Below are 25,358 nucleotides of genomic sequence, written 5' to 3'. Positions count from 1 at the left end.
GGGTCAGGGCTTCTCCGAGCCGGTCAGCCGCTTGAGCGTTTCGCGCAGGATCTGGCTGTCCGGTTGTAGTTTGAGTGCCTTCGACCAGACCGCGCGGGCCTCGCTGCGTTCACCCTTGGCCCAGAGTACCTCGCCCAGGTGCGCCGCCACCTCGTGGTCGGGGAAGCGCTGCAGGGCCTTGCGCAGCAGCGCCTCGGCCTCGCTGAGATTGCCCAGGCGGAAGTTGACCCAGCCGAGGCTGTCGAGAATCGCCGGGTCATCGGGGTTGAGCTGGTAGGCCTGTTCGATCAGCTGCAGTGCTTCCTGATGGCGATCGGTGCGGTCGGTGAGGGTGTAGCCAAGGGCATTGAGCGCCATGGCGTTATCCGGTTCGCGTTCGATGATGAAGCGCAGATCGCGTTCCAGCTGGCCCAGGTCGCCGCGTTTCTCGGCGAGCATGGCGCGGGTGTACAGCAGGTTGAGATCGTCGGGAAACTCCTCGAGCGCCTGTTCGGCCAGCGTCCAGGCCTGCTCGGTGCGGTCGTGCTCGGAGAGGGCTTCGATCTCGATGAGGTACAGCTGAATCGCATAGTCCGGCTGCTGCTGTCGGGCCTCGGCAAGCACCCTGGAGGCGTCATCGTCGCGGTTGCCGGAGAACAGCAGTTGGCTCTGCAGCAGCTTCGCCGGCAGATACTCATTGCCGGGGCCGACCTGGGCCAGTGCCTCCAGCGCCTTGGCGTTCTTGTCCATCGCCTGATAGGCGCGGCCGAGGTTGAAGTAAGCCGCGTCGATATGGCTGCCGCGCTCGATCAACTCCTCGAGATAGACGGTCGCTTCACGCCAGGCCTGCGCTTCCATGCAGACCAGCGCCATGGAGAAACGCAGGTCGTCATCGGTAGGGTGTTGCTGAACCAGCGTCGCGAACTCGCCCATGGCTTCTTCCAGGCGATCCTGTTCGACCAGCAGGCGCGCGTGGGTCAGGCGCAGGCGCTTGTCTTCGGGGTGCTGACGCAGGCTCTTCTCCAGCAGCGGCACGGCTTCATCGCCGCGCTGCAGGCTATGCAGCAGGCGCGCTTCCAGGAGGATGGAGGGGATCTGACGTTGCTTGGCAGGCTGCTTCTGCAGCAGTGCGAGGGCTTCCTCGCTGCGATCGTCCTGCTGTAGCAGAACGGCTTTGCCGAAGGACAGCTGCGGGTTGTCCGGGTGCTTGGCCAGCAGCTTGTCGAAGCTCTGCAGCAGGCCGGCGCGGGTATCGGGGTCGGTTTCTGAAGCAGACAGCGCGAGGAAGTCGAAATGCGTGTCGCCCTGGCCCTGCAGAACTTTCTCCATGAACTCCAGCGATTCTTCGTAGCGCCCGGCACGGGCGAGCTGCACGGCGGCAGCGCGCTGGGCGTCGAGATTCTCCGGCGCATTGCGTGCCCAGATCAGTGCCGTATCCAGTGCGGCCTGGTCGGCGCCGAGGTATTCGGCGATGCGAAAGCCGCGCTCGGCGACACCGGCATCCTGGGTCGCATGCGCCTGCTGTACATAGTTGCCCAGGGCGATGTCGAACCGATTTCGCTGTCCTGCCAGTTCCGCGACCAGCAGTGCATAGAGCGATTCGCGGCTGAACGAGCCCTGCGCCGGCTCGGCGACTGGCGCACTCGATGGCGCTGCATCCTCGACCGGCGGGGCGCTTTCCGGCGCCTGCTGCAGGAAGGTCTGACAGCCGCCGAGTAACAGCAGGGCGGCGAATGCGGCAAGTCTATTCATAGGGGAAATGTACGGCTGGTGTGCGGTCGCGGCATGATGACACAAGCCGCCGGGCAAGCCCATGGCCGCCAGAATGGTGCCAGGTGACGGGCATGGCCATCGAATCGGACAATCAAGGGCAATGGTTGTTCTCCATCAGACGAAGTAGGAGAATTGCGCGCTCCGTTTTCCAATCAGCGGTTCTGCATGGCTTTCCTCGCGCTTGGTATCAATCACAAGACCGCTTCGGTGGACGTCCGCGAGCGCGTAGCCTTCACGCCGGATCAGATGGTCGAGGCCCTGCGCCAGCTGTGTCGCGTCACGCCAACGCGTGAGGCGGCGATTCTCTCGACCTGCAATCGCAGTGAACTGTACCTGCAGCAGGATCAGGTCGAAGCCGATGCCGTGCTGGCCTGGCTGGCCAACTATCACCGCCTCAGCCTCGACGAGCTCAAGGCCTGCGCCTATGTGCACGTCGACGACCAGGCCGTGCGTCATATGATGCGTGTCGCCTCCGGGCTCGATTCGCTGGTGCTGGGCGAGCCGCAGATCCTTGGACAAATGAAGTCGGCCTACGCCGTCGCGCGCGAGGCTGGCAGCGTCGGCCCGCTGCTCGGGCGGCTGTTCCAGGCCACCTTCAGCACGGCCAAGACCGTGCGGACCGACACCGCCATCGGCGAGAACCCGGTGTCGGTGGCCTTCGCCGCGGTCAGCCTGGCGCGGCAGATCTTCAGCAATCTGCAGCGCAGCCAGGCGCTGCTGATCGGCGCTGGCGAAACCATCACTTTGGTGGCGCGTCACCTGCACGAGCAGGGCGTGAAGAAAATCGTCGTCGCCAACCGTACGCTCGAGCGCGCCAGTGCGCTGGCGGCGGAACTGGGGGCGCAGGCAATCCTGCTCGCCGACATCCCGGAAGAGCTGCACAACAGCGACATCGTCATCAGCTCCACCGCCAGTCAGCTGCCGATCCTCGGCAAGGGCGCGGTAGAGCAGGCGCTGAAGCGGCGCAAGCACAAGCCGATGTTTATGGTCGACATCGCCGTGCCGCGGGACATCGAGCCGCAGGTCGGCGAGCTGGACGATGTCTATCTCTACACCGTCGACGACCTGCACGAAGTGGTCGCGGAGAACCTCAAGAGTCGCCAGGGCGCTGCCCAGGCCGCCGAGGAGCTGGTCGCCGCCGGTACCGAGGATTTCATGCAGCGCCTGCGCGAGCTGGCCGCAGTGGATGTGCTCAAGGCCTACCGCCAGCATGCCGAGCGGATTCGCGACGACGAACTGAGCAAGGCCCAGCGTCTGCTGGCCAATGGCGCCAGCGCAGAGGACGTCCTCGCCCAGCTCGCCCGTGGGCTGACCAACAAGCTGCTGCATGCCCCCAGTGTGCAGCTGAAAAAACTCTCTGCCGAGGGCCGCGTCGAGGCGCTGAGCATGGCCCAGGAACTCTTCGCCCTGCACGAGGGCACGGAAAAGACATGAAAGCTTCGCTGCTGAACAAGCTGGACATCCTGCAGGACCGTTTCGAAGAGCTCACCGCACTGCTCGGCGATGCCGAAGTCATCAGCGACCAGAACCGTTTCCGCGCCTATTCGCGCGAATACGCCGAGGTCGAGCCGGTGATCGTCGCCTACCGTCAGCTGTGCAAGGTGCAGCAGGATCTCGAGGGCGCGCAGGCGCTGCTCAAGGACAGCGATCCCGACATGCGCGAGATGGCCGAGGAGGAAGTCGCCGAGGCCAAGGCGCAGCTCGAGACACTCGAAGCCAGCCTGCAACGCATGCTGCTGCCCAAGGACCCCAACGATGGCCGCAACGTGTTCCTCGAGATCCGTGCCGGCACCGGCGGCGACGAGGCAGCGATCTTCGCCGGCGACCTGTTCCGCATGTATTCACGCTACGCCGAGAAGCAGGGCTGGCGCGTCGAGATCCTCTCCGAGAGCGAGGGCGAGCACGGCGGTTACAAGGAAGTGATCTCCCGCGTCGAGGGCGACAACGTCTACGCCAAGCTCAAGTTCGAATCCGGTGCGCATCGTGTGCAGCGTGTGCCGGAGACCGAGTCCCAGGGGCGCATCCATACCTCGGCGTGCACCGTGGCGGTACTGCCGGAGCCGGACGAGCAGGCGGCGGTGGAGATCAATCCTGCCGAGTTGCGTATCGACACCTATCGTTCTTCCGGTGCCGGCGGCCAGCATGTCAACAAGACCGATTCGGCGATTCGCATCACCCACCTGCCGACCGGTATCGTCGTCGAGTGCCAGGAAGAGCGTTCGCAGCACAAGAACCGCGCCAAGGCCATGGCCTGGTTGGCGGCCAAGCTGCAGGACCGCCAGGATGCCGCAGCACACAAGGAAATTTCCGAGACGCGCAAGCTGCTGGTCGGTTCCGGTGATCGCTCCGAGCGCATCCGCACCTACAATTTTCCCCAGGGCCGGGTCACCGATCATCGGGTCAACCTGACGCTGTATTCGCTCAACGAAGTGATCGGCGGCGCAGTGGAGCAGGTCATCGAGCCGCTGTTGCAGGAGTACCAGGCCGACCAGCTGGCCGCACTGGGCGACTGATCCTTTCCGCTGCGCACCGCGCTAAGAGCACCTCATGCCAACCATCGAGTCCCTGCTGCACAGTGCCGATTTGCCGGACTCGCCGAGCGCCAGGCTGGACGCCGAATGGTTGCTCGCCGCTGCGCTGGGCAAGTCCACCAGCTACCTGCGCACCTGGCCCGAGCGAGAGGTGCCGGCTGATCTGGCCGAGCGCTTCGCGGCGGATCTGGCCCGCCGTCGGCGCGGCGAGCCGGTTGCCTATATCCTCGGCCGCCAGGGCTTCTGGAGCCTGGAGCTGGAGGTCGCGCCGGATACCCTGATTCCGCGTCCGGACACCGAGCTGCTGGTGGAAACCGCTCTGCAGCTGCTTCCGGCAACGCCGGCCCGGGTACTCGACCTGGGCACCGGAACCGGTGCGATCGCGCTGGCGCTGGCGGCTGAACGGCCGCAGTGGCAGGTCAGCGGTGTCGACCGCATCGAGGCCGCGGTCGCGCTCGCCGAACGCAATCGCCTGCGCCTCGGGCTGGGCAACGCCCACTTCGCACGCAGCGACTGGTTCGCCGAGGTGACGGGGGAGCGCTTCCAGTTGATCGTCAGCAACCCGCCGTACATCCCTGCCAGCGATCCGCATCTGCAACAGGGCGACGTGCGCTTCGAGCCGCAGAGTGCGCTGGTGGCCGGGGTGGACGGGCTGGACGACATCCGTACGATCATCGCCCAGGCTCCCGCCCATCTGACCGCGGGCGGCTGGTTGCTGCTGGAGCATGGCTTCGATCAGGCGCCGGCGGTGCGTTCACTGATAGCGGCGCACGGCTTCGAGGCGTGCGAAAGCCGCCGCGACCTGGGCGGCCACGAGCGCGTCAGTCTCGGGCGGCTGCCATGACCTTTCTGTTACGCGAGGTGCTCGATGCTGAGTGACGAAGAACTGCTGCGTTACAGCCGGCAGATCCTGCTCAAGCAGGTCGATATCGAGGGGCAGCTGCGCCTCAAGCAGAGCCGGGCGCTGATCGTCGGCCTCGGCGGGCTCGGCTCGCCGGTGGCGCTGTATCTCGCGGCTGCAGGGGTTGGCGAACTGCATCTGGCTGACTTCGACACGCTGGACCTGACCAACCTGCAGCGCCAGATTGCGCATGACAGCCGCTCCCTGGGGCTGCACAAGGTGGATTCGGCCATGGCCCGGCTGGAAGCATTGAACCCGCATGTGCGCCTGGTTCCTCATCGCAGCGGGCTGGATGCCGACTCGCTGGATGCAGTGGTCGCCCAGGTCGATCTGGTGCTCGACTGTACGGACAATTTCGCCATCCGCGAGGCGGTCAATGCAGCCTGCGTGAAGGCCCGAAAGCCCCTGGTCAGCGGTGCGGCGATTCGTCTCGAGGGACAGCTCTCCGTGTTCGATCCGCGGCTGGAAACCAGCCCCTGCTATCACTGCCTGTACGGGCATGGCAGCGAGGCTGAGCTGACCTGCAGCGAGGCGGGCGTGGTCGGTCCGCTGGTGGGCATGGTCGGCACCTTGCAGGCGCTGGAGGCGTTCAAGTTGCTGGCCGGATTCGGCGAGCCGTTGATCGGCCGTCTGCTGTTGATCGATGCGCTGTCCAGTCGTTTTCGCGAGTTGCGCGTCAAGCGCGATCCCCATTGCGCGGTGTGTGGGTCGACCGATGAGTGATTGCAACGCCCCCGTCGGCGTATTCGATTCCGGCGTCGGCGGGCTTTCGGTGCTGCGTGAGATTCGCCGGCGCCTTCCGCACGAATCGCTGCTGTATCTGGCCGACAGCGCTCACGTGCCCTATGGCGAGAAGAGTTCGGAGTACATCCGCGAGCGCTGCCGCATCATCGCGGCATTTTTCGTCGAGCAGGGCGCGAAGGCGCTGGTGCTGGCCTGCAACACCGCGACGGCGGCCGGTGTGACCGAGCTGCGCGAGCTGTACCCGGATTTGCCCATCATCGGCATGGAGCCGGCGGTAAAGCCCGCCGCCGCGGCCACCCGCAGTGGCGTGGTAGGCGTGCTGGCCACCACCGGTACGCTGAAAAGCGCCAGGTTCGCTGCGTTGCTAGATCGCTTCGCCGGCGACGTGCGCGTTATCACTCAGCCCTGCCCGGGGCTTGTCGAGCGTATCGAGTCAGGCGACCTCGCCAGCGCCAACACACGGGCCATGCTCGAAGGGTGGGTCGGGCCATTGCTGGCGCAGGGCTGCGATACCCTGATCCTGGGATGCACCCATTACCCGTTCATTCGACCACTGTTGGCGCAGTTGCTGCCCGGCGACGTCCGTCTGATTGATACCGGGGCGGCCGTCGCGCGACACTTGCAGGAACTGCTGGCCGAACGCCATCTGCTGAGCAGCGGCGAGGCCAGTCAGCGGTTTTATTGCAGCGGCGATCCGCAGCGAATGTCCGGCGTGTTGCCTACACTTTGGGGAGAACATGCAGAGGTCGAGTTGTTCTCCCGGTAGGAACTCCCGCCGCGGCGGAGTTTCTCAATTGATGCTGGCGATAATTAACCAAACAAACGCAGTGTTTTTATAAGGAAGTTCCCATGAAAAAACTGTTTACCCTGGCTGCAGTAGCGGCACTCTCGGTCGGGCAGATGGCGGCTGCTCACGCTGTGGACTTCACCGTTGCGGTCGGCCAGACCGACGAGTCGACCATGACCTATCGCCTGGGTGCGCAATTCGACTTCAATAGGAGCTGGTTCCAGACCAGCGTCGGGCGACTGACCGGCTATTGGGATGCGGGTTACACCTACTGGGAGGGTGACGAGTCCACCAGCAATCACAGCATTTCACTGGCACCGGTCTTCGTCTACGAGTTCGCCGGTCAGTCGGTCAAGCCTTACGTCGAGGCAGGTATCGGTGTGGCGGCGTTCGAAAACACCGAGGTGGAAGGCAACCGTCTGGGGTCGTCGTTCCAGTTCGAGGACCGTATCGGTGCGGGTCTGCGCTTCGCCGGCGGCCATGAGGTCGGCGTACGGGCGATCCATTACTCCAACGCGGGTATCAAGAAGCCGAACGACGGCGTCGAGAGCTACGCTCTGCACTACCGGATGGCGTTCTAAGCGATAGCGTCCAGGCTGCAGGGCTGTCGCCGGCCCTGCAGCGCTCCCTCAGGCGGCCTCAGCCATACGCCGTGGCGCTGCCCTTGCGCTCCTCGCGGCAATCCTGCGAACCCAGTTCGAACTCGCGGCATATCAGCGGGCGATGTGCATAGATAGTGCAGCGCATGCTGTCCCGGTCAAGCGCCGCGCACCAGCCGTCATCCAGCCGCCGCATCACTTCGCCGCCCCAGCTATCCCTGTCGATGAATCGCTGCGGTACACCGGTATCGCCGAACAGCATGACTTCGAGACGGCAGCAGCACGCCGCGCAGGTGGAGCAGCTGACGATGGGGTCTTCGAGTTGCTTGAGCGGGATGGTCGAGTCAGTCATGACGGCAGTCTAGCCGATGTGATCGACTCGGGCAGAGAGGCGGACGGCCCCAGCGGACGCTGGGGCCGCAAGTTTCAGACTTCTTCGTTCAGCTGCTTGTTGCGCCACCCCTCACCACCGGGCAGCACCAGGTTGAGCAGAAGCGCGATGATCGCGCACAGCGAGATGCCGGACAGGGTGAACTCGCCGTAGCCGATCGCCATGCCACCGATGCCGAACACCAGCGTCACCGAGACGATGATCAGGTTGCGTGCTTCGGACAGGTCGACCTGGTGGCGGATCAGGGTGCTCAGGCCAACCACGGCGATCGAGCCGAACAGCAGGCAGAGGATGCCGCCCATGACCGGTACCGGAATGCTCAGCAAGCCGGCGCCGAACTTGCCGATGAAGGCCAGCGCGATGGCGAATATCGCCGCCCAGGTCATGATCTTCGGGTTGTAGTTCTTGGTCAGCATCACCGCGCCCGTCACTTCGGCGTAGGTCGTGTTCGGCGGCCCACCGAACAGGCCGGCCGCGGACGTCGCCACGCCGTCACCGAGCAGCGTGCGATGCAGGCCCGGCTTCTTCACATAGTTGTTGCCGGTCACGCTGCCGATGGCGACCACGCCGCCAATGTGCTCGATCGCCGGGGCCAGGGCGACCGGGACCATGAACAGGATGGCGCCAATGTTGAACTCCGGCGCGATGAAGTTGGGCATCGCCAGCCAGGGTGCTGCGGCGATGCCGCTGGTGTCGACCACGCCGAAGATGAGCGAAAGCCCGTAACCAACGGCGACCCCGGCGAGAATCGGCACCAGGCGGAACAGACCCTTGCCCAGCACCGCCACCAACAGCGTGGTGACCAGCGCTGGCATCGAGATGAGCATTGCCGTGTGGTACGGGATGAGTTGGGCGCTGCCGTCGCCGGCCTTGCCCATGGCCATGTTCACTGCTACCGGCGACAGTGCCAGACCGATGGAAATGATCACCGGTGCGATGACCACGGGCGGCAACAGGCGGTCAATGAAGCCCGGGCCTTTCAGGCGCACGGCGAAGCCGAGCACGATGTACACCAGCCCGGCAGCCATCACGCCGCCCATGACCGCAGGCAGGCCGAACTCGCCCTTGGCAGCGATGATCGGGGCGATGAAGGCGAAGCTCGATGCAAGGAATACTGGCACTTGACGCTTGGTGACCAGCTGGAACAGAAGCGTGCCGAGACCGGCAGTGAACAGAGCGACGTTGGGGTCCATGCCGGTGATCAGTGGCATCAGCACCAGTGCGCCGAAGGCGACGAACAGCATTTGCGCGCCGGCCAGTACCTGCCGGCCTACCGGCTCCTCGGGATGCGACATGCTCAGATGTCCTTCTGCTTGGTGCCGAAGATCTTGTCACCGGCATCGCCCAGGCCCGGAACGATATAGCCGTGCTCATCCAGGCGCTGGTCGATGGAGGCGGTGAATATCAGCACGTCGGGGTGCGCCTTCTCGACGGCGGCGATGCCTTCCGGTGCGGCGACCAGGACCAGAGCGCGAATCTCCTTGCAGCCCGCCTTTTTCAGCATGTCGATGGTGGCGACCATCGAACCGCCGGTAGCGAGCATCGGGTCGATGATGATCGCCAGGCGCTGTTCGATTTCCGGAACCAGCTTTTCCAGGTAGGTCTGCGCCTGCAGCGTCTCTTCATTGCGGGCGATGCCGACCGCGCTGACCTTGGCGCCGGGGATGAGGCTGAGCACGCCATCGAGCATGCCGATGCCGGCACGCAGAATCGGTACTACGGTAATCTTCTTGCCGGAGATCTTTTCCACCTGCACCGGGCCGCACCAGCCGTCGATGCTGTAGTGTTCCAGCGGGAGATCCGAAGTCGCTTCATAAGTGAGGATCGAGCCCACTTCCTGCGCCAGTTCACGGAAGTTCTTGGTGCTGATGTCTGCACGGCGCATCAGGCCGAGCTTGTGGCGGATCAGCGGGTGGCGGATCTCTCGAATGGGCATTGTGGGCTCCGGCGGGCAAATAAACCGGCTTAGATTAAAGCATCGTCGGGTCAGCGGCTATTCGCGTGTCATCCGGCCAGCAGACTTGCTGCGCACGGCGAGGGTGGGTATCTTCCCCGCCCTTTCGCGGACGGCCGAAAACCGGCTGTTCGGTCAGGTTTTTCGCTGTCCGGGTTCGCCGGGCAATACGGCGATTCAACCGCACGAGCTGCCAGCCCCGGCTGGTGCTCCCAACTAAACTCTCTGGGGGAATCGCTTCATGTCCGTCGATCTCGCACATATTCGCCAAGTCATGGCCGAGGCAGACTGCCTGTACACCGAGGAGCAAGTCGAAGCGGCGATCGCCAAGGTTGCCGAAACCATCAACGCCGAGCTGGCCGAGCGCAATCCGGTGGTGTTCTGTGTCATGAATGGCGGGCTGATCTTCTCCGGCAAACTGGTGCCGAAGCTGAACTTCCCCCTCGAGCTGTCCTACCTGCATGCGACCCGTTACCGCAACGAGACCAGCGGCGGCGAGCTGTTCTGGAAGGCCAAGCCGGAGATTTCCTTCATCGATCGCGATGTGCTGATCATCGATGACATCCTGGATGAGGGGCACACGCTGGGCGCAATCATCGATTTCTGCCGTCATGCCGGGGCTGCTGCCGTGCATACCGCCGTGCTGATTGACAAGGACCACCAGCGCAAGGCGCGCCCGGATCTGAAAGCGGACTACGTTGGGCTCAGCTGCATCGACCGCTATATCTTTGGCTATGGGATGGACTACAAGGGCTACTGGCGCAACGCCCCGGGTATCTACGCCGTAAAAGGCATGTAAGCGTCTCGGCGGGGCTCATTGTCGTGCGCGCCCGCAATGGGTGCGCAGCCACGTGGCCGCGACGATTCGTCGTCCTGGCGACAGCCATGCGCGCTTCGATCTGGGAGCTACAGCGGTTACGTTTCGATTGGCCCCATTGCGCTTCCTAAAGTAACGCAGCGGCGGCGTGCTCACGCCTGATCCGCTCGTTGTTGGGCTGGCTGCCTTTCGCGGTTCACAATGCCGGCTGCCTTAATCCAGGCGGATTGGGCTGCCTTATCGGCGTGATGAATACTACTTTCGGATAACCAGCCGACATTTCTCCATTCCAACCGCACGAAAGGCTCTGCGGCGGGCTTTGCGCTGCTAGCGTTCGCGGCTAAGCTCAGAACGTCCTTAATACGCATGGCCGAACGAAATCACGCTGAAAGCCACTGCTGGAAAGGCTATTCATACTAAAGGATTACAAGCTAAATCAAACCTTAGTGCGCTTAACCCTCCTTCTACGTCTGGGTAGGGTTGACGCACTTCGAACCAACCAGGAGCGCCTCATGACAAAAACAACAAGGCAAGGAATCTTCCAGCCGAAGTCTCTAGCTCTCGCCGTTGCGCTGGGCACTGCCGCCCCGGCCTACGCCGTGAACTTCAATATCGGAGAGATCGAAGGGCAACTCGACTCGTCCATGTCCATCGGCGCTAGCTGGGCCATGGATGAGGCGGATATGGATCTAGTGGGCAAATCCAATGGAGGTACTGGATATACTCAGACTGGTGACGATGGTCGTCTGAATTTCAAGAAGGGCGAGACCTTCTCGAAGATTTTCAAGGGTGTGCACGATCTCGAACTTCGTTATCGCGATAGCGGCGCTTTTGTCCGTGGCAAATACTGGTACGACTTCGAACTGAAGGATGAGAGTCGACTGTTCAAGGACATCAGCGACAGCAATCGGAAAGAAGCGGCCCAATCTTCGGGTGCGCAGATTCTTGATGCGTTCGTTTATCACAACTATTCCGTCGGCGATTTGCCAGGTACCGTTCGTCTTGGCAAGCAAGTGGTGAGTTGGGGTGAAAGTACGTTTATCGGCAATAGCATCAATTCGATCAACCCACTGGATGCTGCTGCGTTCCGCAGGCCTGGTGCCGAGATTAAGGAAGGCCTGATTCCGGTAAACATGTTCTACGTATCTCAAAGTTTGAGTGATCGTTTGAGCATGGAGGCTTTCTATCAGCTTGAGTGGGATCAGACTATCGCTGATAACTGCGGTACTTTCTTTGCCAGTAACGATGTGGCTGCAGATGGGTGCGATAACAATTACTACATCCTCGACGGGCTCACCGCGATGGATCGTGCGCTACTGGGGGCCTTCGGTGTAACGACTTCCGGTGAGGGTTTGCTGGTGCCTCGTGGGGGCGATCGCGACGCGCGTGATTCGGGGCAGTTCGGTATTGCGCTGCGTTGGCTTGGTGATTCCACCGAGTACGGTGCGTACTTCATGAACTATCACAGCCGAACTCCGAACCTGAGTATGCAGAACACTGATCAGGCCGGCATCCTTGCTGCGCTCGACGCTGCTGGCGCTGCTGGTGCGTTGGGCCCTGCACAAGCCCGTGCCGCGCTGCTTGGCACCTTGCTTGGTCGTGGTCAGTATTACCTCGAATATCCTGAAGATATTCGGCTCTATGGCCTGAGCTTCTCTACTACGCTGCCGACCGGGACTGCCTGGGCTGGTGAAATCAGCTACCGCCCAAATGCACCCTTGCAGATCAATACCACGGATACGACGTTTACGCTTGCTTCTGGTATCGGTGGCTCGCTTGAGGTTGGCGATGTCCCTGGCGCATTTGCCCAGGCTGGGCGGGATAATCGGGGTTACAACCGCAAGGAAATCACCCAGATCCAGACCACCTTCACCCATTTCTTTGATCAAGTTCTGGGAGCGGGTCGTGTGACTGTCGTGGGCGAGATTGGCTATGCCCATGTCGGTGGGCTGGAAAGCAAGCGGGATGTTCGTTATGGGCGTGATGCGATCTACGGCACGCCAGTAGGTGTTGAGCCTAACAACATTGAATCTGCGGCTCGTTACGGCTGGGACGGCTTCGTTACCGCCAACTCCTGGGGCTACCGTCTGCGTGCTTTGGCCGACTACAACAACGTGTTCGCCGGCGTGAACCTGACGCCGAATGTCTCCTTCTCCCACGACGTTGACGGCTACGGCCCCAACGGTCTGTTCAACGAAGGCGCCAAGGCAGTCAGCGTCGGTGTGGATGCCGTATACCAAAACATGTACACCGCCAGCCTGTCCTATACCGACTTCTTCGGCGGCGACTACAACACGCTGGTTGATCGCGACTTCCTCGCGTTCAGCGTGGGCGTGAACTTCTAAGGAGACCAGCGCTGTGTCCGGCCGATGAGGAAGGTCGGCCGGACAACGACGATAAGCAAGGCCTCCGGTAAACAAGATCAAGAGGAACTGGAATCGTATGAAAACAACAAGAAAGCTATTCAGTGTCTTGGCCTTCTCTCTGCTCGCCAGCAGTGTGATGGCCGCGGTTTCCCCCGAAGAAGCCGCCAAACTCGGAACGTCCCTCACGCCGCTGGGTGCTGAGAAGGCTGGTAACGCAGACGGCACCATTCCGGAGTGGACCGGTGGCCTGAAAACCGATGCCGCGCCGCTCAAGAATGGTCATCTGACCAACCCGTTCAAGGACGAACAACCCAAGTTCGTGATCACCGCGCAGAACGCCGAGCAGTACAAGGACAAGCTGACCGCAGGTCAGATGGCCATGTTCAAACGCTACCCGGAAACCTACAAAATTCGTGTCTTTCCGACTCACCGCTCCGTAGCGGTCCCGGACGAGATCTATGAGGCCGCCAAGAAAAGCGCGCTGAATACCGAGCTCGTCGAAGGTGGCAATGGTCTCGCCAACTTCACCGACAGCCGCTATTACGCCTTCCCGATTCCGAAGAACGGCTTGGAGGTGATTTGGAACCACATCACCCGCTATCGCGGCGGCAATGTGCGACGCAACATCGTTCAGGCGACTCCGCAAACCAACGGCAGCTACACAATGGTCCACTTCGAGGACGAGGTTGCCTTCCCGCTGGGCATGACGGACCTGGATCCGGAACGCGCCAAGAACGCTTTGCTGTTCTTCAAACAGCGCGTGACAGCACCGTCGCGACTGGCTGGTAACGTGCTGCTGGTGCATGACTCGCTGGATCAGGTGAAGGAGCCGCGTCAGGCCTGGATCTACAACGCTGGTCAGCGTCGTGTTCGCCGCGCGCCGCAGGTTGCTTACGACGGACCGGGTACCGCTTCCGATGGTATGCGTACCACTGACAACTTCGACATGTTCAGTGGCGCCCCGGATCGCTACGACTGGAAACTGATCGGCAAGAAAGAGCTGTACATCCCTTACAACAGCTATGAGATCGCCTCCAGCGACCTGAAGTACGACCAGATCATCAAGGCTGGTCACGTCAATCAGGATCTGGCGCGCTATGAGCTGCACCGCGTCTGGGAGATCGAGGCCACGCTCAAGAGCGGCGAGCGGAACATCTATGCCAAGCGTCGTTTCTTCGTTGACGAAGACAGCTGGACCATCGTCCAGTCGGAGCTGTACGACGGTCGTGGTCAACTGTGGCGGGTAGGCGAAGCCCATTCGCTTCAGTACTACCAGCACAAGGTGCCCGCTTATGCGTTCGAAGCGCTGTACGACATCATCTCCGGTCGCTACATCGCCATCGGCATGAGCAATGAGGAAAAGCCCCACGAGTACGGTTACCGTGCGTCCGCCCGGGACTTCACGCCAGCAGCTCTGCGTAACGCCGGAGTTCGCTGATCGGGTTCCATCCAGCTGATGAATAAGGCGGCCGACTGGCCGCCTTTTTTTTTGTTTCGAACCAGCGGATGATAATTTCAGCTTACTGGTTCGTTTCCCGGCTCGTTCGCAACCGAAAAGAGTCGTTCCAGCGTCTGCGTTCGCCGCCGGGCGCGGATGCCTCGCTGACGATGGGCATGCCATTGATGGTAGCGTCGGGCGAGGCCGCGCTGTGTTTCAATGGACTGATTCGAATAAGAGAACCGTCGCCATGTCCGTACGCTTCATTCCTGATGCGCTCAGTGCAGAGGCAGGAGCCGCAGACCAACTCGCGTCTATTCCGAGACTTCCGCCGGCGCACATAGGGCGGCCGAGACTCGTTCAGTCTTTGCTCGCCGCCGATTGTCGCTTGCGTCTGATCTGTGCTCCGGCAGGATTCGGCAAAACCGTGCTGATGAGCGAGTGCGCTCGGCTCGTGCCGGAGGGCACGCACATGGTGTGGCTGGACCTGGGCGGACGGGCCTGTAGTGTGGGCGCTCTGTACAGCCAGCTCAGCGGAGCCCTGGGTCAGCAAGATGAGCTGGTCGGGAGCGCCGACACTGCAATTCTCACGCTGCTGCGCCGGTTGCGGCAGCCTCTGTGGATCATGCTCGACGATTACCCGCGCGACTGCGATGCGGCGCTGGACGCCTGCCTCGATATGCTGCTGGACATTGGTCCTACATCGGTCAGCTGGTGGGTCTCCAGTCGTCGTCAGCCTGCATGGAAGCTGCCACGGCTTTTGTTGCAGGGACATCTGTGCGAACTCGATGCCGAGGCTCTCGCCTTCACCGAGGATGAGCTCGAGCGAATGCTCGCTGCTCAGCGAATGGCGCTTTCGCCGGAAAGTTTTCAACAGCTCCACCGCGGTATGGAAGGGTGGCCGGCGGGCGTCTGCCTGATGCTGCTCGGCGCCGATGAGCAGGCGCTGCGCGAGCGGCTTGTGGCCGGCACGCCGTTATTGCGTGACTACGTGCAACGCGAGGTTCTGGCCGGGCTGGGCGACGAAGTGCGTCGCGCGCTGCTGGCCCTGGCGCGTATGCCGCGTTTTTCTGCCGAGCTCTGTGACCATGTGCTGGACGGCGTCGGCAGTGAAATTCTCGATGTGCTCAAGACGCGCCAGCTATTCATCAGGCAGATCGACAATTGCGGCGAGTGGTTTCGCTTGTGGAAGCCGCTGGCGTTGATGCTCCAACGCCTTGATGCGGCTGCGCCGACCCAGGTGCATCTGCGGGCCTGTCAATGGTTCGCCAGCCGCGGCGAAATGCGCGAGGCGGTGGAGCATGCCCTGTGGGCAGGCCAGCCGGAAGTGGCGGCCAATTACCTGCAGCGTTACGGGCAGGAACAGTTGCTGATCGGCGACAACGTTTCGCGATTCCTCAAATGGCGAAGCGAGCTGCCGCAGGATCTGTTTGCCAGTACCACGCGGTTGATCGTGCTTCAGGGATGGGCATTGATCATCTCGGCGCGTCTGGATGAAGTGGAAGACTGTCTGGCCGAACTGGCCAAATTCTTTCCTCAGCCCGATGCCCGACGGCAGGCGCAACTGCTGGCGCAATGGCAGGCGTTGCGAGGCTTTCTCGCGCGCTTGCGTGGAGAGCCTGGGGCTCGGGAAAATTGCCTGCAGGCGCTTGAGGTGCTGTCCGATCATGCTTGGGCGCAACGCGTGCTCTGCTATCAGGTGCTGACCCAGCAGGCGATGTCCGAGGGCAAGCTGGAGCTGGCGCAACAGTACAACAGCGAAGGTATGAAGCTGGCTCGGCTCAAGGGCAGCGTGCTTTACGAGATGATGCTCAGCGTGGACCGTATCCAGCTGTTGGAGCTCACCGGTGAGTTCGAGCGCGCGGTTGGTGTGCTGAATGAGGCATTGCAGGCCCTCCGCGAAACGGTTCGGCACAGTCCATTGATCGGCCGCTTGCAACTTCTGCAGGGTCATCTGCTGGCCTATCAGGGGCTTGATGAGCCTGCTCAGGAAGCCTATCAGCTCGGCAAGGAGGAGACCGAGACCTGTGGCGATTCCTACTGCTTCTTCGGCTATGTCGGGCTGGCCGAGCTGGCCGCGCGAAGCCAGGAATTCGCCTGTGCCTATCATTGGTTGCGCGACGCCGAGCGGCTTTCACAGTGGCGTCATGTTCCGGAGGCGCGTTTTCGAGGAATTCTGCCGCTCATCAACGGTGTCGCGTGGCTCCACCAGGGAGAGTTGCGCAAGGCCCGAAGTGCGCTCTGTCAGGTATTGGATCTCTACGAGGGGCACGGCTACCTGTCGCCTTCCGGATTCTACGAGCTGCTACCCCGGCTGCGGCGCTATCTTGCGGTCATCGATGTGCTGGAGGGGCAGCCACAGCGAGCGATCACCGAGCTGCGCGCACAGGTCGAGCAGAACCTGCGGACCCAGCGGCTGGGGCTGGCATGTGAATGCCGCTTTAGCCTGGCCGAGGCGCTTCAGGCCGCGGGCCAGACAGCCGAAGCCGAAACGGAGCTGCGTTCGGCGCTGGCCGAGGCGGCTCGTCAGCATCTGGTGAAGCCGCTTTACGAGCTTCACCACCGCCAACCCCAGTGGCTGGCTCGCGTTCTGCCTGCTACGGCGAAAGGCGAGTCGCTTCGCCAGCGCCTACTCCACTACGAGCGTGAGCCGGAGACGGTACAGGCGATAACGGATGAAACCGTGCTCAGCAACCGTGAGCTGACCGTGTTGCGGCTGATCGCGCAGGGTTGTTCCAACCAGGAAATCGCCGAGCAGCTATTCATCTCTCTGCATACGGTCAAGACGCATGCCCGCCGAATAAATACCAAGCTGGGCGTAGCGCGTCGAACGCAGGCGGTGGCAAAGGCCAAGGCGTTGGCCTGGCTCTGAGGTATCTGGATAGGCTTCACCGTTGCGCCAGGGCGGCAAAGCCCAGGCACAACGGTGCGCTGCGAGTCAGGGACTGACAGTCGACGGGTAAGATCTTTGTTGTTGTTGTTTTGAGGCGGGGTAAGGTGAAGCGGGCAACCTGCAGGCAATCAGGTTGGTGTTCCTACAGCGAGACGGGTTGGAGCATCGAGGCGCCTCGAGGCGGTAACTGTTCGCCGCGTTCGATGGCCAGACTAACCTGCAGGCTGGTGATCAAGCGCTGCAACTGCTGCTGATCGCGCCACTGTTGCGCACTGATGAAACGCTTGACCGCGACACCCTCAGCACTGGTCAGCGTAAGCAGAATGCTGCCGTCCGGCTTCTCGATGCTGAAGTTGACGTTATAGCGGGGACGAAACACATCACTGATCTTCTGGAATGGACTCGTCATGCCTGGATACCTGTATGGGGTGGCTGCCAGCAATGGACCCGGCGGGTAGCGACAAGTTTCCCCCGCAGATCGGCGCGTGTGCAGCGAAAGGCCGCATGCCCTGCGCGCTGAGCTCAGGCGCCGCTTATCAACTCTGACAGTGCTTCCGGGCTGCTCTTGAACGCCTTGGCGAATAGCTCTCGATGCTTGGCCATATAGATGCCGATGTCCTCGGCCTGCTGCTCGCTGAGCGATGGCGAAGCCTGCTGCAGAACCGTGGCTAGCGTCTCGGCCAGCTCCAGCATTTTGTCATGACGATCGGCTTCGGCTTTATCCATGAACAAACGCTCCAGGTCCCGACTGCTGCGGTACACCACTTCGACGGCCATTTACCACCTCGGTTATTGGCAGATTGATACTGTTTATTTGTACAGTATAAGCGGGTGCGGCGAAGATTGGTAGTGTGCCGTTGCTTCAGCGAATGAAATGTCCTTGCAGCCGCTCGGCATGAAACTCCAAGGTCGCGGCGCGATATCCGCTGCGCAGCAGCGGCAGGGGCAGGCAGGATTCCCAACGGGCGCCAGGTTGCAGATCGCCGGGCCCCTGGTAGGTGGGAGCATCGTAGGCACGGCGTGCAAGGTTTGTGCGTGAGCCCGGAAAATAGGCGGCCACTTCCCATTGCAGGCTCTGCAGTTTCCTGTCCGTGTGGTTGACCAGTTGCACGTGCAGCGGCTGAGCGCCCGGACAGCGCTGCGGGTCGTGGCTCAGCCGAATCTCGAGACGCGCCAGCAGTTGTTCCTCACGATGTTCCTGCCAGAGCACCCAGCCGGCGACGAGTGCGAGGCCGAGCACGGCCCCCAGCGAGATCGGCACGGCCCTCAGCGGGTAGCGGATCAGCAGTACCAGCCAGGTGAGGATGAGCAGGGCGCCGATCAGCATGAGCGCGCTCCTGCGAACAAACGGCTTAGCGACATGGAACACCTCCGCATTGACGGGCTCATGCTAACCCGTGCCGGCCGAGGCTGCGCAAGGACGCGGCGCGCATTTGTAGCAGGATGTCAGTCGCTGGTTTTGCCGCGGCTGGCCAGGCGCTCGAGTGCGGCCCTCAGTCCCGGATCACGAATGCCCTGAGCGGCGGCCTGAATGCTGTCTGCCGCGTTGCTCGACAGTGGGGGCGTAGCGGCGGGCTTGTGTCTCGGTGGTGGCGGTGGCTGCACCTTGAACTGGATGCGGAGCAGTCCGGCAAACTCATCCATGGCTTCCAGCTGGCGCTGTAGGCGGCGCTGCTGGTAACGCAAGCGCGTGGCCCAATGGCCATCGGTGACGATCAGCAGCAGACAGCCTTCACGCCAGGATGCCACCCGACAATGTTCGCGCGCAGCCGGCTGCAATTGGCTTTCCAGCAACTTCTGAAGGCGCTCGAGTCGCAGCGCCTCACCGAACAAGGCTCTGAGCGGCTTTGCTTCGCGTAGCAGTGAGGCTGGGGCGCGGGCCGGTGATGGGCGAAAAGCCATGATGGTCGGAAGATCCGTGATAACGGTGCTCATGGTAGCAGATGCGCGCAAGGCCGAAGCCGGCCGCTGGAGGGTGGCGTCTGGTTGAAATGTGGCTTGGCGAGCCCCATGTTGAGCGCCGAACGGTCGCCTGCCAGCGCCATCGGCGGGTCGCCGCACTGCGCAGTCAGGCACCTTTCCTCAGTGCCGTTTCCGAGTAGAATGGCCGCTTTGCACGCAGCCGTGACCTCGCGGACGTGCCTCCATCCCCAGCATGGAAGTCTTTGTCGATATGTTTGCGCCTTTATTGAAGAAACTCTTTGGAAGCAAGAATGAGCGTGAAGTCAAACGCATGCTCAAGGCGGTGCAAGCCGTCAATGCACTCGAAGAGCAGATGCTGTCGCTCTCCGACGAGCAACTGCGCAGCAAGACCGAAGAGTTCAAGGCCCGTCTCGAGAAAGGCGAAACCCTCGATCAGATCCTCCCCGAAGCGTTCGCCGTCTGCCGCGAGGCTGGCAAGCGCGTGATGGGCATGCGCCACTTCGACGTGCAGCTGATCGGCGGCATGACCCTGCATGAGGGGCGCATCGCCGAGATGCGTACCGGTGAAGGCAAGACCCTGGTGGCGACCCTGGCCGTGTACCTCAATGCGCTGGCCGGCAAGGGTGTGCACGTAGTCACGGTCAATGACTACCTGGCCCGCCGCGACGCCAACTGGATGCGCCCGCTGTACGAATTTCTCGGCCTCTCCGTCGGTATCGTCACACCGTTCCAGCCGCCGGAAGAAAAGCGTGCTGCCTATGCCGCTGACATTACTTACGGCACCAACAACGAATTCGGCTTCGACTACCTGCGCGACAACATGGCGTTCAGCCTGGAAGAGAAGAACCAGCGTGAGCTCAACTTCGCCGTCATCGACGAAGTCGACTCCATTCTCATCGACGAAGCGCGTACTCCGCTGATCATCTCCGGTCAGGCCGAGGACAGCTCCAAGCTGTACCAGCAGATCAATCAACTGATTCCGCGGCTTACGCAGCATATCGAGGAAGAAGAGGGCGTCGTTACTCAGGAAGGGCACTTCAGCATCGATGAAAAAACGCGCCAGGTCGAACTGAACGAGCAGGGCCACCAGTACATCGAGGAGATGCTGACCCAGGCCGGGCTGCTGGCAGAGGGTGAAAGCCTGTACTCGGCACACAACCTGGGCTTGCTGACCCACGTCTATGCCGGTCTGCGTGCGCATAAATTGTTTCACCGCAACGTCGAATACATCGTGCAGAACAATCAGGTGCTGCTGATCGACGAGCACACCGGCCGGACCATGCCGGGCCGCCGGCTTTCCGAAGGCCTGCACCAGGCCATCGAGGCGAAGGAAGGGCTGCAGATCCAGCCGGAAAGCCAGACCCTCGCCTCGACCACCTTCCAGAACTACTTCCGCCTCTACAAGAAGCTATCCGGCATGACCGGTACCGCCGATACCGAGGCATTCGAATTCCAACAGATCTACAACCTGCCGGTGGTGGTCATTCCGACCAACAAGCCGCTGGCGCGCAAGGACTTCAACGACCTGGTCTATCTGACCCAGGAGGAGAAGTTTGCCGCGATCATCGCCGACATCAAGGAATGCCGCGAGCAGGGGCGTCCGGTGCTGGTCGGCACGGCCACCATCGAGACGTCCGAATACGTTTCGCGCCTGCTGGAAAAGGAAGGCTTCGAGCACAAGGTGCTCAACGCCAAGCACCACGACAAGGAAGCCGAGATCATTGCCCAGGCTGGTCGTCCCGGCGCGGTGACCATCGCCACCAACATGGCGGGCCGCGGTACCGACATCCTCCTCGGCGGCAACTGGGAAGTTGAGGTGGCGGCGCTGGAGAATCCGAGCGAAGAGCAGGTCGCGCAGATCAAGGCCGATTGGCAGAAGCGTCACCAGCAGGTGCTGGAAGCGGGCGGTCTGCACGTGATCGCCTCCGAGCGTCACGAATCGCGGCGTATCGACAACCAGCTGCGTGGTCGTGCGGGTCGCCAGGGCGACCCGGGCTCGAGCCGTTTCTACCTGTCGCTGGAAGACAGCCTGATGCGCATCTTTGCCTCCGACAGGGTGAAGAATTTCATGAAGGCGCTGGGCATGGAATCCGGCGAGGCCATCGAACACCGCATGGTCACCAACGCCATCGAGAAGGCGCAGCGCAAGGTCGAAGGGCGCAACTTCGATATGCGCAAGCAGCTGCTTGAGTACGACGATGTGGCCAACGAGCAGCGCAAGGTGATCTACCACATGCGCAACAGCCTGCTGGCCGCCGATGAAATCGGTCAGACCATCGCCGAGTTCCGCCAGGAAGCGCTGGATGCGGCCATCAGCGCGCACATTCCGCCGCAGTCGCTGCCGGAGCAGTGGGACATCCCGGGCCTGGAAGCGGTGCTCTACAGCGACTTCGGTACGCGCCTGCCGGTCCAGCAATGGCTCGACGAGGACGAGAAACTCTACGAAGAAACCCTGCGTGAGCGCATTCTCGACGCGCTGCTGGCCGCCTACAACGAGAAGGAAGAGCTGGCTGGCGCCGAAGCGCTACGTTCCTTCGAGAAGCAGATCGTGCTGCGTGTGCTCGACGACCTGTGGAAAGAACACCTGTCGACCATGGACCATCTGCGCCACGGCATTCACCTGCGTGGCTATGCGCAGAAGAACCCGAAGCAGGAATACAAGCGCGAGTCCTTCGCGCTGTTCCAGGACCTGCTCGAATCGATCAAGCGCGACAGCATCCGCGTGCTCTCCCATGTTCAGGTTCGCCGCGAGGATCCGGCCGAAGAAGAAGCCCGTCTGCGCCGCGAAGCCGAGGAGCTGGCCAAGCGCATGCAGTTCCAGCACGCCGAGGTGTCGGCTCTGGACCAGCCGGAGGAGGACGCGGAAGTCGAAGGGCAACCCGACGTCGCTGCCGTTCCGGTACGTACCGAGCCGAAGATCGGACGCAACGAGCCCTGCCCGTGCGGCTCGGGCAAGAAGTACAAGCATTGCCACGGTCAGGTCCAGTAAGCGCGACCTCGTCCCGTTGATCCGCGCCGCGACCGGCCTGTGCCGCTCGCGGCGTTTTTCTCCCTGTTACCTGGCCTGTTGGCCACCACTGTCTGAAGGAGCGTCCCATGGCTGTCGGTCTTGGTCCTTTACCTACGCTGCACCCGGTTCCCGGCTTCGAGCTGGGCATCGCCTCCGCCGGCATCAAGCGCCCCGGCCGCAAGGACGTGGTGGTGATGCGCTGTGCCGAAGGCTCGCGAGTGGCTGGAGTGACCACCACCAACGCCTTCTGTGCCGCGCCGGTACTGATCACCCGCGAACGCATGCACGGTCCGGTGCGCTACCTGCTGACCAACACCGGTAACGCCAACGCCGGCACCGGGCCGCAGGGCCTGGCCGATGCCCGTCACACCTGCGCCGCGCTGGCGGCAATGACCGGTGTCGACGAGACTGCCGTGCTGCCGTTTTCCACCGGCGTGATCGGCGAACCGCTGCCGGTGCAGAAAATCGAGTCGGCACTGCAGGCCGCGCTCGACGACCTCTCGCCCGATCATTGGGCCGAGGCCGCGACCGGCATCATGACCACCGACACCTTGCCCAAGGGCGCCAGCCGACAGTTCCAGCACGACGGTGTGACCGTCACTGTCACCGGTATCAGCAAGGGCGCCGGGATGATCCGGCCGAACATGGCGACCATGCTCGGTTACATCGCCACCGACGCCAAGGTCGCCGGCAACGTGCTGCAGGATCTGGTGCGCGATGCGGCGAACAAGTCCTTCAACCGCATCACTATCGACGGCGACACGTCCACCAACGACTGCTGCATGCTGATTGCCACCGGCCAGGCGGCGCTGCCGGAGATCGCCTCCGCCTCCGGCGAGCTGTTCGGCAAGCTCAAGCAGGCGGTGCTCGAAGTGTTCATGGAAGTGGCTCAGGCCATCGTCCGCGACGGTGAGGGCGCAACCAAGTTCGTCACCGTGCAGGTCAACGGGGGTGGCAATCATCAGGAATGCCTGGATGTCGCCTACGCCGTGGCCCATTCGCCACTGATCAAGACCGCACTGTTCGCCTCCGACCCGAACTGGGGTCGCATCCTCGCCGCCGTCGGCTACGCCGGTGTGCCGGAACTGGATGTGAGCAAGATCGACGTGTTCCTCGGCGAGGTCTGCATCGCCAGCCAAGGCGGACGCTCGCCCAGCTATACCGAAGAGCAGGGCGCCGCGGTGATGGCGCGAGAAGAGATCACCATCCGTATCGAACTGGGCCGCGGCAGCTGCAGCGAGACCATCTGGACCACCGACCTGTCCCACGAGTACGTGCAGATCAACGCCGAGTACCGCACCTGACGGCGACTGGTAGCCTCCGTTGCGCGAGCGTCTCGCAGCGGATGGCCGGTGATTGGCCAAAGTGCGACGACAGGATGAGCCAGGTGTGGCCGGCTCTCCCGGCCCAGGGCGCAAGCTAGCCGACAGGAGATGCGGGAATGAAGCGGGTTCATGTCGCTGCAGCGGTCATTCGCGGCGTTGAAGGCGCGGTGCTGATCGCCAAGCGACCACTCGACAAGCATCAGGGTGGCCTCTGGGAATTCCCGGGCGGCAAGGTCGAGGCAGGTGAGCAGGTCGAAGCGGCGCTGGCGCGCGAGCTGCTGGAGGAGCTGGCGATTCAGGTCACGGCGGCTCGCCCGCTGATCCAGGTGCGTCATGACTACCCGGACAAGCATGTCCTCCTGGACGTCTGGGAGGTTACTGCATTCATTGGCGAACCGCATGGCGTCGAAGGGCAGCCGTTGAAGTGGGTGCCGGCCGATGAACTCGCTGCTTATCGCTTTCCTGCGGCCAATCGGCCGATTGTCGCTGCCGCCCGCCTGCCCCAGCGTTATCTGATCACACCGGATGGCCTGTCCGCCGAGCGGCTGCTCGACGGGCTAGCACAGGCGCTCGACGCAGGTTTCGAGCTGATTCAGCTACGTGCACCTTCGCTCTCATCGCTCGACTATCGATCGCTCGCCGAGCGGGTGCTTGCCCTATGCGCAGGTCGTGCGCGGGTCATGCTCAAGGGACCGCTGGACTGGGCGAGCGACTTTCCGGATGCCGGTTGGCACCTGACGGCGGAGCAGCTCCGACTGTTCGATGGCGCTGCTCGCCCTGTAGCGGGTGAGCGCTGGCTTGCAGCCTCGTGCCATGATGCAAGGGAGCTGGAATTGGCCACGGCATTGGGAGTAGATTTCGTCACGTTGTCGCCGGTGCGAGCCACTGCCAGCCATCCGGATAGCTCACCGTTAGGTTGGACGCGTGTCGCGCCGCTGTTGGCAGGGTTCAATCAGCCGGTTTATCTGCTTGGGGGACTGGGCGAAGCGGACCTCGCTCACGCGGTGCGTATTGGGGCTCAGGGTGTCGCTGCAATCCGATCCTTCTGGCCAGATTGAACCGTGGCCGGCGTGGCTGGTCACTGGCGTAGCTGTCGCCGCATACACGCGCGATCGGATGTTTCACTGATAGATATATGTAATCGGTGCTATTCCCTTAATCAATAACGTTATGCGTCTGGTTGCGCTATCGTAGGCCCCGTCAAATTCTTAACCCGCTAAGGAGTTAGTAGATGTCCTTGATCAACACTCAGGTCCAGCCTTTCAAAGTCAATGCCTTCCACAACGGCAAATTCATCGAAGTCACCGAAGAGTCCCTCAAGGGCAAGTGGTCCGTGCTGATCTTCATGCCGGCTGCCTTCACCTTCAACTGCCCGACCGAGATCGAAGACGCTGCCAACAGCTACGCCGAGTTCCAGAAGGCCGGTACCGAGGTGTACATCGTCACCACCGATACCCACTTCTCGCACAAGGTCTGGCACGAAACTTCGCCGGCCGTTGGCAAGGCTCAGTTCCCGCTGATCGGTGACCCGACTCACCAGCTGACCCGCGCTTTCGGTGTGCACATCGAAGAGGAAGGTCTGGCGCTGCGCGGCACCTTCCTGATCAACCCGGAAGGCGTGATCAAGACCGTCGAGATCCACTCCAACGAGATCGCTCGTGACGTGTCCGAGACCCTGCGCAAGCTGAAAGCCGCTCAGTATACCGCCGCTCACCCGGGCGAAGTCTGCCCGGCCAAGTGGAAAGAAGGCGAGAAGACCCTGGCTCCGTCGCTGGACCTGGTCGGCAAGATCTAAGGCTTCGCCTATCTGCCCTGCGTGCTGGGGGGGGCTGGTCAAAGCCCTCTGGCAACCCAACGCCTGGACGCGAACCGTCCGGGCGTTTTATTTCCTGAATTCCGTACGGGGTACCGCTGCTCATGTTGGACA

22 protein-coding genes are annotated in these 25,358 nt (G+C 62.3%); 14 read left to right on the top strand and 8 right to left on the bottom strand.

Translation table 11 applies throughout. The features are described from left to right. Positions 1 to 3: 3 nt before the first annotated feature. Positions 4 to 1,731, bottom strand: coding sequence for a tetratricopeptide repeat protein (locus tag NAO55_RS19185; RefSeq protein WP_102839743.1), 1,728 nt, complete (start codon positions 1,729 to 1,731; stop codon positions 4 to 6). Between the two features lie 186 nt (positions 1,732 to 1,917). Here NAO55_RS19185 and hemA point away from each other — a divergent pair, with 186 nt between their 5' ends. The 6 genes from hemA to NAO55_RS19155 all read left to right on the top strand — a co-directional run bounded on the left by hemA (position 1,918) and on the right by NAO55_RS19155 (position 7,296). Beyond that, positions 1,918 to 3,186 (top strand): glutamyl-tRNA reductase, encoded by a 1,269-nt coding sequence (gene hemA / locus NAO55_RS19180; protein WP_063540098.1) that lies wholly within the window; start codon positions 1,918 to 1,920, stop codon positions 3,184 to 3,186. Next, the gene (gene prfA / locus NAO55_RS19175; RefSeq protein WP_102839744.1) at positions 3,183 to 4,265 is read left to right on the top strand and encodes a peptide chain release factor 1; all 1,083 of its coding nucleotides are present in this window, start codon (positions 3,183 to 3,185) and stop codon (positions 4,263 to 4,265) included. Before hemA ends, prfA begins: the two co-directional genes overlap by 4 nt. Before the next feature lie 34 nt (positions 4,266 to 4,299). Further along, the gene (gene prmC / locus NAO55_RS19170; protein ID WP_102839745.1) at positions 4,300 to 5,127 is read left to right on the top strand and encodes a peptide chain release factor N(5)-glutamine methyltransferase; all 828 of its coding nucleotides are present in this window, start codon (positions 4,300 to 4,302) and stop codon (positions 5,125 to 5,127) included. 24 nt (positions 5,128 to 5,151) lie between these two features. Beyond that, positions 5,152 to 5,907: a molybdopterin-synthase adenylyltransferase MoeB gene (locus NAO55_RS19165; RefSeq protein WP_102839746.1), complete on the top strand. Its 756-nt coding sequence runs from the start codon at positions 5,152 to 5,154 to the stop codon at positions 5,905 to 5,907. Further along, on the top strand, positions 5,900 to 6,694 hold the full coding sequence (gene murI, locus NAO55_RS19160; RefSeq protein ID WP_102839747.1) for a glutamate racemase: 795 nt from the start codon (positions 5,900 to 5,902) through the stop codon (positions 6,692 to 6,694). Before NAO55_RS19165 ends, murI begins: the two co-directional genes overlap by 8 nt. Positions 6,695 to 6,777: 83 nt before the next feature. Next, a complete protein-coding gene (locus tag NAO55_RS19155; RefSeq protein ID WP_079329204.1) occupies positions 6,778 to 7,296 on the top strand; it encodes an acyloxyacyl hydrolase in 519 nt (172 codons plus the stop codon). Between the two features lie 58 nt (positions 7,297 to 7,354). Here NAO55_RS19155 and NAO55_RS19150 read toward each other — a convergent pair whose 3' ends face one another. The 3 genes from NAO55_RS19150 to upp all read right to left on the bottom strand — a co-directional run bounded on the left by NAO55_RS19150 (position 7,355) and on the right by upp (position 9,641). Then, positions 7,355 to 7,666 (bottom strand): YkgJ family cysteine cluster protein, encoded by a 312-nt coding sequence (locus tag NAO55_RS19150; protein WP_063540093.1) that lies wholly within the window; start codon positions 7,664 to 7,666, stop codon positions 7,355 to 7,357. 74 nt (positions 7,667 to 7,740) lie between these two features. After that, on the bottom strand, positions 7,741 to 9,000 hold the full coding sequence (locus tag NAO55_RS19145; RefSeq protein ID WP_063540092.1) for a uracil-xanthine permease family protein: 1,260 nt from the start codon (positions 8,998 to 9,000) through the stop codon (positions 7,741 to 7,743). A gap of 2 nt (positions 9,001 to 9,002) precedes the next feature. Continuing rightward, a complete protein-coding gene (upp, locus tag NAO55_RS19140) occupies positions 9,003 to 9,641 on the bottom strand; it encodes a uracil phosphoribosyltransferase (RefSeq protein ID WP_013983760.1) in 639 nt (212 codons plus the stop codon). A 259-nt stretch (positions 9,642 to 9,900) separates the two neighbouring features. Between upp and NAO55_RS19135 the strand changes: the two genes are divergently transcribed. The 4 genes from NAO55_RS19135 (at position 9,901) to NAO55_RS19120 (ending at position 17,152) form a co-directional block, all read left to right on the top strand. Further along, complete coding sequence (locus tag NAO55_RS19135; RefSeq protein WP_102839748.1) at positions 9,901 to 10,458, top strand: hypoxanthine-guanine phosphoribosyltransferase; 558 nt, start codon at positions 9,901 to 9,903, stop codon at positions 10,456 to 10,458. A 530-nt stretch (positions 10,459 to 10,988) separates the two neighbouring features. Then, positions 10,989 to 12,821: a DUF1302 domain-containing protein gene (locus NAO55_RS19130; RefSeq protein WP_102839749.1), complete on the top strand. Its 1,833-nt coding sequence runs from the start codon at positions 10,989 to 10,991 to the stop codon at positions 12,819 to 12,821. A 97-nt stretch (positions 12,822 to 12,918) separates the two neighbouring features. Beyond that, positions 12,919 to 14,280: a DUF1329 domain-containing protein gene (locus NAO55_RS19125; protein WP_102839750.1), complete on the top strand. Its 1,362-nt coding sequence runs from the start codon at positions 12,919 to 12,921 to the stop codon at positions 14,278 to 14,280. A 250-nt stretch (positions 14,281 to 14,530) separates the two neighbouring features. After that, on the top strand, positions 14,531 to 17,152 hold the full coding sequence (locus NAO55_RS19120; protein ID WP_102839751.1) for a LuxR C-terminal-related transcriptional regulator: 2,622 nt from the start codon (positions 14,531 to 14,533) through the stop codon (positions 17,150 to 17,152). Positions 17,153 to 17,315: 163 nt separating this feature from the next. Here NAO55_RS19120 and NAO55_RS19115 read toward each other — a convergent pair whose 3' ends face one another. From NAO55_RS19115 to NAO55_RS19100, 4 genes are all read right to left on the bottom strand, one after another. Beyond that, the gene (locus NAO55_RS19115) at positions 17,316 to 17,582 is read right to left on the bottom strand and encodes a DUF3509 domain-containing protein (protein ID WP_102839752.1); all 267 of its coding nucleotides are present in this window, start codon (positions 17,580 to 17,582) and stop codon (positions 17,316 to 17,318) included. Positions 17,583 to 17,695: 113 nt separating this feature from the next. Continuing rightward, positions 17,696 to 17,950: a YebG family protein gene (locus tag NAO55_RS19110; protein WP_063540087.1), complete on the bottom strand. Its 255-nt coding sequence runs from the start codon at positions 17,948 to 17,950 to the stop codon at positions 17,696 to 17,698. 85 nt (positions 17,951 to 18,035) lie between these two features. Then, positions 18,036 to 18,500, bottom strand: coding sequence for a multidrug transporter (locus NAO55_RS19105; protein WP_102839753.1), 465 nt, complete (start codon positions 18,498 to 18,500; stop codon positions 18,036 to 18,038). Positions 18,501 to 18,619: 119 nt separating this feature from the next. Then, a complete protein-coding gene (locus tag NAO55_RS19100) occupies positions 18,620 to 19,075 on the bottom strand; it encodes a DciA family protein (protein ID WP_102839754.1) in 456 nt (151 codons plus the stop codon). Between the two features lie 271 nt (positions 19,076 to 19,346). Here NAO55_RS19100 and secA point away from each other — a divergent pair, with 271 nt between their 5' ends. From secA to ahpC, 4 genes are all read left to right on the top strand, one after another. Then, entirely contained in the window at positions 19,347 to 22,085 is a 2,739-nt protein-coding gene (gene secA / locus NAO55_RS19095) for a preprotein translocase subunit SecA (RefSeq protein WP_102839755.1), read from the top strand. Positions 22,086 to 22,192: 107 nt separating this feature from the next. Beyond that, positions 22,193 to 23,410, top strand: coding sequence for a bifunctional glutamate N-acetyltransferase/amino-acid acetyltransferase ArgJ (gene argJ / locus NAO55_RS19090; RefSeq protein ID WP_102839756.1), 1,218 nt, complete (start codon positions 22,193 to 22,195; stop codon positions 23,408 to 23,410). A gap of 137 nt (positions 23,411 to 23,547) precedes the next feature. Further along, entirely contained in the window at positions 23,548 to 24,489 is a 942-nt protein-coding gene (locus tag NAO55_RS19085) for a Nudix family hydrolase (protein ID WP_102839757.1), read from the top strand. Positions 24,490 to 24,662: 173 nt separating this feature from the next. After that, a complete protein-coding gene (gene ahpC / locus NAO55_RS19080) occupies positions 24,663 to 25,226 on the top strand; it encodes an alkyl hydroperoxide reductase subunit C (RefSeq protein ID WP_003284760.1) in 564 nt (187 codons plus the stop codon). Positions 25,227 to 25,358 lie beyond the last annotated feature (132 nt).

It is taken from the genome of Stutzerimonas frequens (genome assembly GCF_024448335.1).
GTDB lineage: Bacteria > Pseudomonadota > Gammaproteobacteria > Pseudomonadales > Pseudomonadaceae > Stutzerimonas > Stutzerimonas frequens.
Note: the sequence above shows the minus strand (reverse complement) of the source record. Positions and strands in the feature narration are given on the sequence as shown.

Bases quoted from the DNA above. Each gene is read 5' to 3' on its own strand.
- NAO55_RS19185 (WP_102839743.1), bottom strand. From the start codon at position 1,731: ATGAATAGACTTGCCGCATTCGCCGCCCTGCTGTTACTCGGCGGCTGT.
- hemA (WP_063540098.1), top strand. From the start codon at position 1,918: ATGGCTTTCCTCGCGCTTGGTATCAATCACAAGACCGCTTCGGTGGAC.
- prfA (WP_102839744.1), top strand. From the start codon at position 3,183: ATGAAAGCTTCGCTGCTGAACAAGCTGGACATCCTGCAGGACCGTTTC.
- prmC (WP_102839745.1), top strand. From the start codon at position 4,300: ATGCCAACCATCGAGTCCCTGCTGCACAGTGCCGATTTGCCGGACTCG.
- NAO55_RS19165 (WP_102839746.1), top strand. From the start codon at position 5,152: ATGCTGAGTGACGAAGAACTGCTGCGTTACAGCCGGCAGATCCTGCTC.
- murI (WP_102839747.1), top strand. From the start codon at position 5,900: ATGAGTGATTGCAACGCCCCCGTCGGCGTATTCGATTCCGGCGTCGGC.
- NAO55_RS19155 (WP_079329204.1), top strand. From the start codon at position 6,778: ATGAAAAAACTGTTTACCCTGGCTGCAGTAGCGGCACTCTCGGTCGGG.
- NAO55_RS19150 (WP_063540093.1), bottom strand. From the start codon at position 7,666: ATGACTGACTCGACCATCCCGCTCAAGCAACTCGAAGACCCCATCGTC.
- NAO55_RS19145 (WP_063540092.1), bottom strand. From the start codon at position 9,000: ATGTCGCATCCCGAGGAGCCGGTAGGCCGGCAGGTACTGGCCGGCGCG.
- upp (WP_013983760.1), bottom strand. From the start codon at position 9,641: ATGCCCATTCGAGAGATCCGCCACCCGCTGATCCGCCACAAGCTCGGC.
- NAO55_RS19135 (WP_102839748.1), top strand. From the start codon at position 9,901: ATGTCCGTCGATCTCGCACATATTCGCCAAGTCATGGCCGAGGCAGAC.
- NAO55_RS19130 (WP_102839749.1), top strand. From the start codon at position 10,989: ATGACAAAAACAACAAGGCAAGGAATCTTCCAGCCGAAGTCTCTAGCT.
- NAO55_RS19125 (WP_102839750.1), top strand. From the start codon at position 12,919: ATGAAAACAACAAGAAAGCTATTCAGTGTCTTGGCCTTCTCTCTGCTC.
- NAO55_RS19120 (WP_102839751.1), top strand. From the start codon at position 14,531: ATGTCCGTACGCTTCATTCCTGATGCGCTCAGTGCAGAGGCAGGAGCC.
- NAO55_RS19115 (WP_102839752.1), bottom strand. From the start codon at position 17,582: ATGACGAGTCCATTCCAGAAGATCAGTGATGTGTTTCGTCCCCGCTAT.
- NAO55_RS19110 (WP_063540087.1), bottom strand. From the start codon at position 17,950: ATGGCCGTCGAAGTGGTGTACCGCAGCAGTCGGGACCTGGAGCGTTTG.
- NAO55_RS19105 (WP_102839753.1), bottom strand. From the start codon at position 18,500: ATGCTGATCGGCGCCCTGCTCATCCTCACCTGGCTGGTACTGCTGATC.
- NAO55_RS19100 (WP_102839754.1), bottom strand. From the start codon at position 19,075: ATGGCTTTTCGCCCATCACCGGCCCGCGCCCCAGCCTCACTGCTACGC.
- secA (WP_102839755.1), top strand. From the start codon at position 19,347: ATGTTTGCGCCTTTATTGAAGAAACTCTTTGGAAGCAAGAATGAGCGT.
- argJ (WP_102839756.1), top strand. From the start codon at position 22,193: ATGGCTGTCGGTCTTGGTCCTTTACCTACGCTGCACCCGGTTCCCGGC.
- NAO55_RS19085 (WP_102839757.1), top strand. From the start codon at position 23,548: ATGAAGCGGGTTCATGTCGCTGCAGCGGTCATTCGCGGCGTTGAAGGC.
- ahpC (WP_003284760.1), top strand. From the start codon at position 24,663: ATGTCCTTGATCAACACTCAGGTCCAGCCTTTCAAAGTCAATGCCTTC.